At 52.3% G+C, this 12,268-nt stretch carries 12 protein-coding genes; 10 read left to right on the forward strand and 2 right to left on the reverse strand.

The features are described from left to right. Positions 1–163: 163 nt before the first annotated feature. Together VE954_RS00415 and VE954_RS00420 are read right to left on the reverse strand one after the other, a co-directional pair. Positions 164–1,312, reverse strand: a complete 1,149-nt coding sequence (locus VE954_RS00415) for a hypothetical protein (RefSeq protein ID WP_324948489.1) — start codon at positions 1,310–1,312, stop codon at positions 164–166. A 16-nt stretch (positions 1,313–1,328) separates the two neighbouring features. Beyond that, positions 1,329–2,447 (reverse strand): hypothetical protein, encoded by a 1,119-nt coding sequence (locus tag VE954_RS00420; RefSeq protein WP_324948491.1) that lies wholly within the window; start codon positions 2,445–2,447, stop codon positions 1,329–1,331. 488 nt (positions 2,448–2,935) lie between these two features. Here VE954_RS00420 and VE954_RS00425 point away from each other — a divergent pair, with 488 nt between their 5' ends. The 10 genes from VE954_RS00425 (at position 2,936) to VE954_RS00470 (ending at position 12,036) form a co-directional block, all read left to right on the forward strand. Continuing rightward, positions 2,936–3,523 carry a CDP-alcohol phosphatidyltransferase family protein gene (locus tag VE954_RS00425; RefSeq protein WP_324948493.1) on the forward strand — a complete coding sequence of 196 codons (588 nt, stop codon included), beginning with the start codon at positions 2,936–2,938 and terminating at the stop codon, positions 3,521–3,523. 133 nt (positions 3,524–3,656) lie between these two features. Then, positions 3,657–3,971, forward strand: a complete 315-nt coding sequence (locus VE954_RS00430) for a hypothetical protein (protein ID WP_324948495.1) — start codon at positions 3,657–3,659, stop codon at positions 3,969–3,971. Further along, complete coding sequence (locus VE954_RS00435; RefSeq protein WP_324948497.1) at positions 3,968–4,342, forward strand: dienelactone hydrolase family protein; 375 nt, start codon at positions 3,968–3,970, stop codon at positions 4,340–4,342. The genes VE954_RS00430 and VE954_RS00435 overlap by 4 nt, the downstream gene beginning before the upstream one ends. 82 nt (positions 4,343–4,424) lie before the next feature. Further along, positions 4,425–5,105 (forward strand): phosphoribosyltransferase, encoded by a 681-nt coding sequence (locus tag VE954_RS00440; protein ID WP_324948498.1) that lies wholly within the window; start codon positions 4,425–4,427, stop codon positions 5,103–5,105. A 139-nt stretch (positions 5,106–5,244) separates the two neighbouring features. Beyond that, a complete protein-coding gene (locus VE954_RS00445) occupies positions 5,245–6,885 on the forward strand; it encodes an ATP-binding protein (protein ID WP_324948500.1) in 1,641 nt (546 codons plus the stop codon). A gap of 188 nt (positions 6,886–7,073) precedes the next feature. Further along, positions 7,074–9,131, forward strand: a complete 2,058-nt coding sequence (locus VE954_RS00450) for a hypothetical protein (protein WP_324948503.1) — start codon at positions 7,074–7,076, stop codon at positions 9,129–9,131. Positions 9,132–9,258: 127 nt separating this feature from the next. Next, a complete protein-coding gene (locus tag VE954_RS00455) occupies positions 9,259–9,696 on the forward strand; it encodes a hypothetical protein (RefSeq protein WP_324948505.1) in 438 nt (145 codons plus the stop codon). A 181-nt stretch (positions 9,697–9,877) separates the two neighbouring features. Then, positions 9,878–10,402, forward strand: a complete 525-nt coding sequence (locus VE954_RS00460; RefSeq protein WP_324948507.1) for a sigma-70 family RNA polymerase sigma factor — start codon at positions 9,878–9,880, stop codon at positions 10,400–10,402. A 42-nt stretch (positions 10,403–10,444) separates the two neighbouring features. Further along, positions 10,445–11,245, forward strand: coding sequence for a DUF4423 domain-containing protein (locus VE954_RS00465; RefSeq protein ID WP_324948508.1), 801 nt, complete (start codon positions 10,445–10,447; stop codon positions 11,243–11,245). Positions 11,246–11,247: 2 nt separating this feature from the next. After that, entirely contained in the window at positions 11,248–12,036 is a 789-nt protein-coding gene (locus tag VE954_RS00470) for a DUF4423 domain-containing protein (protein ID WP_324948510.1), read from the forward strand. Positions 12,037–12,268 lie beyond the last annotated feature (232 nt).

Genomic DNA, 12,268 nt, shown 5'->3' on the forward strand with positions numbered 1-12,268 from the left:
TCTAGACTTGATTGAGTCGGTCAAATCAAAAGTCAGATCAGCAAGAAAATTTCCCAGAATTCGCAAAACACCTAACTTGGGCTTTCGAAATAGACTGCAAAAGGAGAAAGCGTCGATTCTTTCTTAACCGAATGACATTGCTGCAAGCAGCCCCATCATTTCCTTAGTAACCGGCGGGCAGAACCACCGCGCGGAAGAAGGAGCGATAGATTTCGTTCTCTTCATCCCAGTAGCGGTTTTGCAGATAATCCCAGGTGAAGCGACTGTAACCATCGCGCAGCCAAGGACGATCGGTGCGGTTGCCGCCCCAGGAGTTTTTCGCGACCAGATAATTCAACTCACCCAGGACAGCTTTTTCCTTCAGCTCAGGATCGAGGTCGCCTTCGCTCAGGGAAATGAAGCCGTCATCCGTGGGAACCTTGTCCACGGTATAATCGTGGAGCACAACCATGTGTCCGCCGCCGCTGCCCAGATCACCCTTTTCCGCAAGGGTATTCAGGTTGAACACGCCTTTGTTATCGGGCGCATTGAAGGTCACATAGAATGACATCACAACAGGATAATGATCATTCAGGGCTTTCTTGATGCGTTGCTCCAGCCCGCGATAACGACGGATTTCGTCTTCGGTAATCAGTTTTTTGCCTTCATAGCTGCCATACGATCCAGGACCGCTGACCTGTTTCCAGGAATTGAGCATGTCGGTCAAAGAATGCTGGTCGCCGGTTTTGATATTCACCAGCATGGTGTCAGCGGCCTTGCGGCTCTTCTCGAGGGCAGCATCCATATTAACCGTATACTTGCCTGCGCAGCTGAACGCTTTATCGAGTTCGGCGCGGACATATTCCGGGGTACGCAGATTCACATCGAACAGTGTACCGCCTTCCTTGCCCTGCTCCATGATATAGGTTTGCGCGCATTTCTGGGCTTCCGACATCTGCTCAGTGGCTTCGCTATCGATAAATTCGGCTTCGGTCACCCAGCCGTATTTCTTAATGATGTTGCTGGACATGGTCCAGGTACCACCGGTGTTCAGCTCCTTCTCAGGAACCGGCTCTTTTTCCAGGAGCTTGTTATAAAGGTCCCAGTAGGTCCAATAGGTTTCGGAGATGTTGACCTCCTCGCCGGTCGTATCCTTCAGAAGCGACTCCAGCCAGGTGGCCTGAGCGTAGAGCCAGCAGTTGCCGATCGACTGACGTTTGACCTCGGTATGCTTGACCGATGTAACCTTGATTGAACTGTCTGTATTATTTTGCTGACAGCTGACCGTTAAAAGTGCCAGTGCTACCAGAGATTGTTTCATCGTAACTTTCATAAAGACTTATCCTCGCTTATTTCTTGGAAAGACGGTTGGCAGCATAGTCCACATAGCGCTGAGCTTCTTTGATCGAGGGCTGGACGCAGCCTTGCGGACTGGCCACGACTTCCCAAACAAACGATCCGCGTTTGAAGTTGCTCATCGCAAGGTAGGGACGTGCGGTTTCCGAAGTCCAGTGCCAGAAGTAGGGTTCACGATCCAGTGAGCGCAAACTTTGTATGCGGTTCTTGTTGCTGACAACATTGACGAGGTAGACCAACTTATCGGTGGCACCGTTGGTAGCCAGGGTATTCCACTTCAAGGAACCTTTGGCTTCAGCATCGGCAAGGATCTTTTGGCTTTGTTTCAGACATTCCACAGCATACTCCGGCATGCCTTCCGCCGAGCGCTTGATCTCGTCGCCTTCGTCCTTGTCCCAAGGTGTATTGAAAAGAAGATTATTGTTCTCTTCACGATACAGCCAGAACTGAGCAGGATATTGGAACTGCACCTCAGTGGTCGCTTTCTTGCCTTCAAACGTACCTTCGATCTTGACCAGACCGTGCTTCGAAGCGATCACTGTATCGTCGGCAGAAAGATTCACTGCAGCATCATTTTGCGTAAGGGTCAGCTCAGCATCCACATCCTTGGTCGAGTCGGGATTCTGGAACGTAGCAACTGCGCGTACTTTGAGGCGCTCGCCTACGACAGGCTGACCTTCTACACTGATACTCAAGCTGACCGGAACAGGAGCCGGTTCAGGTACAGGTGTTGGTCCTGGGGTAGGAACAGGAGTGGGTTCAGGTGTTGGTCCCGGTGTGGGAACAGGTGTTGGCTCAGGCACTGGAGTCGGTTCAGGCGTTGGACCCGGTGTTGGCGCCGGCGTAGGCTCGGGCAATGGACCTGGCGTTGGAGCAGGTGTCGGCTCAGGCAATGGAGTCGGAGCGGGTGTAGGCAGTGGCCCTGGTGGCACCGGAACGGGTTCCGTTGTTGGGGTTGGAGTTGGCTCTGGAATTGGCGTTGCGGTCGCCTCGGGGACGGGGACCACGGGAGCGACGTTAGCAGCCGGTTGAAAAGGATCTGACTCATCCTTTTTGTTATCGCAAGCTGCGACAAAGGTTATAAGTCCCAAAAGGGCCAAAAGCTTCGACATTTTTTTCTCCTGAAAATTCCAACGAACAGTTCTATTAACGAACGCTAGACAAACGAATCGTGGCTCTCTTGCGGCGCGAACAAAACCTGGTTCACCGCGCAGCAGGAATTCAGCTTTGCAAATTGCAGGCCTAAGCTATCTTGCAAACGTTGACGTAGTAGCCTTTTGAGAAGAATGTGTCCACCGAAATGAATGACTCGACTGACTGCGGTCTTGCGAACATTCCCAGTGGGACCTTGTCCAGCCGGCCAGCCAGTCCAGTCTCACAAGAATTTATAGTCTTTTGTCTCTACAAACGCTGTGGCCTGGCATCACGAAATTCTGTTCCCAAGCGGCTGCCGTATTACGAGCCACGAGAACGACTGAGCAAAACCGGTGAAGTTGGTTCGATGTGGACTGGAAAAGCCAACATTGTTCATTATAAATTTAGGAAGACGTTCGACAAAAATCGAACGGAATCCAGGATGCTCACGCATGTGAGGTACAGTATGAATGGAAATCAGCGCTGGCTATCCGTTAAAGGTCTTCGCGCGCAGATCCCCAACACTTTAACGATGACTCGACTCTTTTTGGGTCTCGCGTTCCCCTGGCTTCCTTCGTCATGGTGGATGGCGGCTCTGGTGTGGGGTATGACGTCGGAATTTTTAGATGGATATCTGGCTCGAAGGATGAATGTTGTCAGCGCTTTTGGTCAGCTCATGGATCCGGTGGCGGATAAAATTTTCGTGATGGCCGTGGCTTTAACGTTTGTACGGGCTGAACTGATCTCACTCCCTCAGCTTGGGCTGGTCGCGTTCCGTGATCTTTTCGTGGCCGTTTCGAGTTTAGTCCTCCTGCTCCGAGGTCAACGTTCAGCGTTTCGCGACATGGTGCCGTCACCGCTCGGAAAATGGGCCACTGCTTTTCAACTGGTCACACTCTTCAGCCTTCCACTTTTGGGAGCCACCCGTGATGTTCTGATTTATCTGACCGGTCTCATCAGTGTCCTCGCTGCGATGGACTATGCCAGACGATTTATCCATCGTGCCCCACACTGTTCCAATTCACCAAGCGATGGTTCGAAATCCCACTCTTGAGCCCCATTTGCTTTGCATGGAAATCTGTAGAAGAGGCGCCCAAGGCCCGTCCCGGGCCTTGGCATCAAAGTTGCGTTTTATTTTGTACATCAGCGAGGGCCTTACATGAAATTATCCTTTTTCCGAGGTTTCTATGGATTTTGACCGGGTTGAAGCCGTGAAAATCGAAAGTCATGACCTGGTCCTGCATGGTTTTTTAGGGTGCCCTCCGGGGGCCAAGGGTTTGGTTCTGTTTGCTGACGGCAGTGGCAGCGGGCGCATGAGTCCCAGGAATCAGGAAGTCGCGCGATCCTTGCGCAGGAAAAGTTTGGCAACTCTTCTCTTGGACCTTCTGACGGAAGAGGAAGAGAACCTGGACCGATCGAATAGCAAACTTCACTTTAACATCGGTTTTCTAGCAAAAAGGCTACTGCTTGCTACGGACTGGGTGAATCAGCATGAACCTTGAAGTCCCTTGGCATTGGCTATTTTGGTGCGAGCACGGGCGCCGCCGCCGCCTTGGTAGCTGCTGCGATTGAACCTGAACATATTCAGGCTGTGGTGTCACGTGGGGGGCGACCGGATCTTGCCGCGGATTACCTGCAAGATGTTCAAGCCCCGACCCTTTTCATCGTAGGAGGTCGTGATCAACAGGTCCTGGCGCTGAATGAGGGTGCTCTGCAAAAGATGCAGAAAGTCTCACGTAAACTCTCCATCGTGCCCGCAGCCTCGCACTTGTTTGAAGAGCCCGGAGCTTTGGATCGGGTTGCTGAGCTTGCCGAGCAATGGTTTTCGCAATTTCTGAACATGAGACAGGCTGAAATCAGTCAGCACGTGTAGAGGAAACCTGCCCTGACTCTCATCTTTGATCAACCGCTTTAGCTAAGTTTACCCAGGTTTCCCCAGTGAAGGAGTATGGGAGATGATTTTTAAAAACCGAACATCAGCCGCTCAGCAGTTGGCCATCTGTTTGTCACGTTATAAGGGCCAAAGACCCCTGATTATGGCATTGCCACGCGGGGCTGTGCCCATGGCCAAGATCATTGCCGATGAGCTTCAAGGCGAGCTGGGGGTGATCCTGGCTCGCAAGATTTCACTGCCGGGTCATGAGGAGTACGCAATCGGTGCAGTCAGTGAGAGCGGTTTTGTTTATAAAAATCCGGACGTCGCCGGTTATAACATTCCGGAGCTTGTCTTCAAGGACGCTATGAACCGACAGCTTCAATTAATGGTCGAACGGCGTCGAGCTTATCGCCTCGATCAGATCAACGGCTCGCCTGAGGGACGTGTCACCATCCTGGTTGACGATGGCATTGCCACAGGATCTACAGTCTTTGCTGCCATCAAAGATCTGCGGGCGCAAAGGCCAGCTCGGCTGATTGTGGCTGCACCGGTAGCTCCCCCGGAAACGGCGCGAAAGATGGAAGTAGAAGTGGATGAGCTGATTATTTTGGATCAGCCCTCACACTTTCATGCTGTCGCGCAATTTTACGAAACCTTTGATGAGGTCACGGATCAGGATGTGATGCTGGCCCTTTGGGGTTCCACGGCGTCCCCATTCAAGGCGAGGCAAACGGAAACGGAAATCCATGCCCCCCAGTGACTTGAAAGATAGAATGCGATGGCTGTTCAAACAGCCATAGGTATAAATTGTTAAAGGAGAATCCTCGATTGCGCACTGGCCACGCCCCCTCAAAACTTGCTATAGATATCCTACGAATAACGAAAATCGAGAAGTAGCCGTGCCGTACGTCTTGTGTCCACACAATGAACCACAGCGTCTTATGGAACTCCAGCGGCTGCGGGCCATGGAAAACGTCGTCGATAAATCTTATAGCAACTACACGCTCATGGCCTCGACCATTTGCAGGATGCCAGCCGCTGCTATTTCGCTCATTGACAGTGATCGACAATGGTTTCGGGCGACCATAGGACTTCATTTGACAAGCACGCCGCGCAAAATTTCATTTTGCACGCACGCGATCATGCAACAGAATGTTTTTATCGTCCAGAACGCGCACCTGGATCCCATGTTTCAGGACAATCCCCTGGTCCTGGGCGAACCTAAAGTTTGCTTCTATGCGGGCGCTCCCTTGTTGAGTTCCCGTGGACATAATCTGGGCACACTCTGTGTCATGGACTTTGAGGAGCGAACTCTGTCGCCGGAGCAGGTTCTTGTGCTCAAGCAGCTGGCATCGCAGATCGTTATCCAGTTGGAAGAATCCATGGCCGCCACGGCCCTGAGCATAACACTGACCCGTTTGCAGACGTTTTTGGATCATATGGATTTTGCGGCTCTGATTGAAGATGAGGATGGAAACGTCCTTTATGCCAATGAAGCTTTCACCCGCATGTTCCCGTCTGTCCTCGATTTGACCCTGGACCGTGGATCGGAAAAAAAACCTTCTTTGATCGATGCTATTCAGAGCGCTTTCATGCATCCCGAAAGCTTTTTGGATCTGGCCGAGTCGCTGATGATCAATCGTCGCAAGCATCTGGCCCACGAGCTGCGTATGGTGGGCGGTGATACCTTGGAGATCGATTATATCCCTACTGTGGACAATCAACATTATCATGGCCATATCTGGATTTTTCGTGACGTCACCGAACAGCGCCGATCCGCGGCCCAGATGGAACAGCACAAGATGCAGATCGTTCAGGCGGAAAAACTGGCGATTTTAGGCGAAATGGCTGCAGGTTTGGCCCACGAGATCAATAATCCCTTGGCCATTATCCAGGGCCAGGCCCATTGTCTGCGGCTCCACGTTCGCCGCAATGTGATCGATGCCGAGGTGGTGGAAAAAACCGTCCAGAGCATTGAAAAAACCACGGTGCGCATTACCAAGATCATTCAGGGGCTTCGTGCGTTCGCGCGTGAGGATGGTCAGACGGAACTGCAGAAAGTCCTGGTCCAGACCCTCATTGATGATGCTCTGATGTTCTGTGAATCGCGCATTCGCAATCATGGCTATCATCTGCGCGTGAGCCCCTTTCCCCAGGATCTCTCCATCTGGTGCCGTCCCGTACAGATTACCCAGGTTCTGGTTCATCTCCTTAATAATGCCTTTGATGCCTGTCGGATGCATCCAACGCCCGACCAGTGGATCGAAATCCAGGTCCTCGCGGACCAGGACGCGGTGACGTTGAGGGTGGCGGATTCCGGACCTGGTATCCCTCGCGAGCTGTCGGAAAAGATCATGCTGCCCTTTTTTACAACCAAAGAGATAGGCAAAGGCTCGGGGCTGGGGCTCAGCATAGCGAAGGGTATTGTCGAGAGCCACAGCGGTCGATTCTTCCTCGACCCCGAGGCTCTCCATACAACATTTGTTATGAAGTTCCCCGCCGATCGCACCCCTTTGCCATTCGATCGTCCACATTACTAAGATGTTCTAAGACCAAAACCCATCTTTGGTTCTCTTCTGCGCCAAATAAGCTAAAAAGGGGTCTTTGACCCCGCTTTGTGCCTGATTTACCAGCATATCCTGTCCAAAATGGATGCAAAAAACTTGGCACTTTTCTCGCAAAGAGCTTGTCTGAATTGCTCTTCATTTTATTGCGAGGATCTGAGCCCATGAAAAAGTTGCCTTTACTCCTGAGTGTTCTGGGGTTATGGACGGCGTGTTCTGACAATCAGCAAACGGACTCCCACGTTCAATCGATTGCCAGCAATTTGAGTGATAAGGATGGCAAACTTGCCAAGACTTTTCTTTACTTGATCGAAGGCGATACCGTCCGTCAGCGGGAGTGTCAGGTCGCTGCGCCCCAAGGAGTTCAGGACTGCGGTACGCTCAGATCGAGCAAAAAGCTCAACGTCTTTCGAATTGAGTTGGAAGCCGATATTACTTTGAGCCGTAACCGTGTGACGTCGTCACTCGCGAGCTTGAAGCTCGACCGTGATACTTTGAATCAAAGACGCACGACTCTGACAACGCAAATTCAAAACTTGCAGAACCAGATCAATCAGGGCGGTGGCACACCATCGGGTGAAAACGTCGCGGAATTGCAGGCAGCTCTGAACTTTGCGCTCAGCGAGCGCGAAAAAATTCGGCAGCAGCTGCAGCAGGCTCGGGATCCGGCTCAGATCGCGCAATTGAAAAGCATCCTGGCTGCCTTTGACCAGCAGGTCTCCGATCTGCAAGCTCGGATCGCTGCCGCCCAGGGTGGTGGCAACGTCGCTGAGTTGAAGAAGCAATTGGCTGAAGCTCAGGCGTCCTTGAATCAAGTCAATACCGACCTTGCTGGTGTGAATACCAAGATCCAGACGGCAGAAGCCCAAAAAATAGTGATCGACGAGGAAACCAGCATTTTGAATGTGACCCTTGAGAAGCTGAAGCAAAGCGTCGTTTTCGACGCTCGTGATGGATCCTTCAATGCGACCCAGGCTGAAAAACAGCTCAGCTCGCGCTTCCATAAACTTTTTCAAGCCACCGGTCCGGATTGTACGCCACCAACCATCAACGCTTTGAAAGAACTGGCGATCGGCGATAGCGCGGTCTATACCAGTCGCGAAGCTCAAGTCGGCGGTGCCTGGCATATTGGTGAAACCGTCAAGCAATTGCTAGGTGGCAATCCAACCCCGGCCCAGGTGGAAGCCTTCTTCCGCAACTGGGTTCAGAACTGGCAGATCGAAACCCGCTTTGCCAGTGGTGACATCATCCAACCCCGTCCTGATTTCGGCAATGTCCTGACCGAATGGAAACAGGCTTCTGAGGCACGCGGCGTCAACGGTCTCGACCTGCGCATCGCCCCGTTCCGTTTGATCGGGATTACCAACCGCATGGATCTGCGGAATCCTTTGGTCAGCGGTGATGCCGGGGAAGCTCGCCTGACCTATGCCTTGCTGGATCGTTCGACCGATCGTCCCCAGGACGCTGGCGTGAATGCCCGTTCTTTCACGTTGATCTTCGAATATAAAGTCTCTGTCGGCAGCGATAGTGAAATCGGCCGTTGGGCCCGTCTGTGGCACGAGCTGGGCTCACAGCCTTGTACGGCTTCGTCGTGTGACGCTTATGTCACGCGTCTGGCCCAGATCACCCGTATGTTCACCCACCGCAATCAAGGTGGTTTTGTTCAAGCCCGTCTTAGCCAAGCCCGCACCAACGAAATCGCCTTTGGCAATCCTTGGGAACTGCGCGAATTCAACCTTCAGCCGGCTGGCGGCGACGCCAATGCTCGTCTGATTCTGGCCGATGTGAAGAAGACCCCGAAAGACTCGATCAATAATACCGCAGAGCTGAGCCGATTCGTGAGCGGTTTGACGCTCGATAACCTGATCAAGAATAATTATGAAATTCCAGTGAACCTGCGTGGTGCCAAGGCACACGTGACGGGCAACACTCCTCAGTGGACCGTTCCTGGTGACGCGCAGAAGTCCAGGGTGTTCAACATCAACACCTGCAACGGCTGTCATTCAAGTGATCAAACTGTGATTGATGGTTTCTATCACATCTCGCCTTTCCAGCCCTTTGGTTCGGCCGCCATGTCCAATCACTTGAAAAATGATGATATGCCGCGCCGTGTCACGAACTTTGCATCATTCCTGGTTGAGCCGTCCTGCCAGGCAGGGACTCCGTTCGACGCTCGACTCGCTGCTGATGCTCCTCGCATGCTCAGCCGACCCGTCCACTAAAACTATGTATTAAACCAGGGGCCACCTCGGCCTCTGGTCTTCCTCACGGATTCCCAAAAAAAAAAAAAATTGCAAAAAGAAATCAGACACGGCGTTGAGCAGGTGAACTTTCTGGAGAAGTGAACCTATGAAACGTAACGTGATCGTTATTTGTTCGTTGATGTTCGGTGGAGCTGCCCAGGCGCAGCAGACTTACCCTTTGACCTGTCGTGGCGGTGGCAGCGGCACGAGTGGCTTGACTCTGGGGCTATCGACCCAGGATAATTCCGCTCTCGTGTATTATACCAAGGCCCCTGGCTCGACTCCCGCCGGGCTCGCTCCGGGTCAATGCTCGTGGCAGGATCGGGCGATTGGACCGAATGAACCGCCGTGTCTTCGTCAGCGAAATCCAGGAGCTGTGGCTTGGATTTTTGCGTCACCGGCTCAGCGCCCGAACTCCTATTATTCCTCATCCAGTGGTGAACACTGGCTGAGAGACCTGCTGGATTCCAATAAATACATAACGTTTCAGGCTTATAATCCAGGCGATGGCAACTGCTTTGTCGTCACCCGACTTGGCTTCTGAAGGGGCTTACAAGGGTATGCGCCAAAAATGATACCCCCCCTGTTACTTTTACTTAAAATCGTCCGGCGCTTCTTAAAAGTATCTACTATTCCGGGCCGAATCCCGAGTGCTACCTTGAGGACAGTCAGGCTGATTCCAGCCGAACCACCGTCAACACACTCAAGAGTATCGGGAGAAGGCCATGAATAGAGGCTCAGGGCGGAGCTTTGCGCACGCTTTTATCAAACATCAAAAGTTTATGACCAGCTATCTTTTGAAACGCGGCGTGAAGCCGGAGGATTGCGAGGATATACTGCAGGAAGCGTTTCTACGTTGCCATTGCGTTCTGCAAAACGATCCCGAAGGCGATCATCGGCGATTGCTGACAACCGTGATCCGCAATCTGCATATTGATAGTTTCCGCCGGAGTCGGCGTTTTGCCAAGGGTTTGCAGCCCGAGTTCTTTGATAACCTGCCGGCCGAAGATGAGGGACGGCGGCGTCGCCTCCAGTGTGCTTTGATTGAAAAAATTCTGGATGATATTGCGGAACGTCCTGAATCGCGCTTCTTTAAACTCCATTATCAGGAAGGTTACAAGATTCAGGAGATTGCGGATCTGACTCATACGTCCCAGGGAACCATCTCGTCGCAAATCTTCAGGTTCCGAAATCGCATGCGTGCCTCCCTGTGCCAGCAGCTGGACAAGGTGGACGAACAGCTGGCTTGAGAGTATTCTTGGACCGCAGGATGACTTATCCAAAGGCGAGCCATGAAGATTTATGAGTCCGTTGATCACCGCCAATTGATCCGTGAATGGATGCAAGGCCATACCTATATGAAGTTGGCTGAGGCCACGGGAATGACCTCATCGTTTCTGTCCCAGGTTATGAATGGCGATCACGAATTTAGCAATGATCAGGTCTATGCCATTGGCCTTTATTTTCAGCTGGATCCGGAGGCACTCGATTACCTGGTGCTGCTCAACGAGTGCCAGCGCTGTCAGCTGCCGGAACGCCGGAACGAACTTCAGGAGGCCATCGAGCAAATCCAGGATCGGCACCTGCGGCTCGTGGAATATTTGGCCTTTGATCGGGTGGATATGCAAAGTTCTCCCATGGATGTTTACCTGGGGGATCCCTTGGCTCCTATCATGGATGAGCACATGAAAGTGGAAAAAAACCTGAAAAACCCCCAGCGGCTGGGTGAAAAATTGGGTGTGAATCCGGACCGTCTGGCGCGAACGCTGGAGCATCTCGTTAAGGCTCGTATCATCGAGCCCGAGGGAAAAGGCTATAGGCGTGTCGTTGGGGAAACCATGGTCTATAAGATTAATGCCGCGGCCAAATTCAATGCGGTCTATTCACGTCTGAAGGCGGTTGAAAAAATTTTCGAGGAAGACCCCACGGATCTGGTCAGCACGCTTATATTCTGCGCGAATGAGGAATTTGTGCAGAAAGTCAAAGCGCGGCTCCTCGCATTTCAAAGCGAAGCGCTCGATCATTATCAGGAGCCGCGACCCGAGGAGGTCTATTTTATCAATGTGGATCTCTTTGCCATGGAAGGAAACTGAGGATGGCCAGCGATATCTGGGACTATCGCCGTTGGATCAAGGCCGAAGTTGAAAAACGGGTCCAGGCCGGCGAGGACATCAGTTTCTCAAAACTGGCGACCCACACGCGGATTCAAAGGACCTATCTCTCTCAGGTGATCAATCACAAGCATCATTTAAATAACGACCAGCTCTATGCGATCAGCATGGCCTTGCATTTGCTTCCGGAGCAGCGCCAGTACCTGCAGCTCATGAGTGAATGGGAGCGATGCAAGCTGGAGCCCCGCAAACAGCAGCTGGCCGAGCGTCTTCATAGTCTGGAAGCCGCCCATCCCCTGACTTATGATGCTTCCGGTTTACCGCCAGATCCCTTGGATGATTATTTTTGTGATCCCTTGGCTGAAATCGTTCTGAAGTTCCTATCCATCAAGAAAACGCCTCCTGTCATTCGCGAATGCCTCGGCCTTTCCCTGGCGCGTTGCGACGAGATCCTGCAGACATTGGAAAAATCAGGACTGATCGAGCGAAACGGGGACAGTATCCGGGTGATCCGGTCGTCGGTGTTTCCGCCGGAGAATTCACCGGCGGAGCGTATTCGCAACATTCAGGGACGGCTGAAGGTTTCCCACAATAAACTCAAGCAGCGTCATATCGATGAATTTATGTATAACTGGTGGTTTATTTCGCATCCAGAGCGCAAGAAAGAGCTTAAAATCAAGTACCTGCATCTTCTGCAGGATATCTATCGCGAGTCTCTGACGGTCCCCCACGAGCATGTCTATCAGCTGACGATCGATTTGATTACGCCGTGAAGCTTGGACAAGTGCCGCATGCCTCGCTGGGGCATGCCCCAAACGGGGCATGCAGGCTACGCTGAGATTTCCCTAGGGACTCACACTCTGAATCCAATCCTTATAATAACGAATATCGGTCGAGTTGCTGTTGGTGCCTGCGCAACCCAGGAAGGGAATTTCTGCGCCGGTGGAGGCAGCACCGACCAGCTGCAGCTCGCCATCCACTTCAAAGTAGGCGGGGCCACCGGAG

The organism is Oligoflexus sp. (assembly GCF_035638955.1).
Classification (GTDB): Bacteria; Bdellovibrionota_B; Oligoflexia; order Oligoflexales; family Oligoflexaceae; genus Oligoflexus.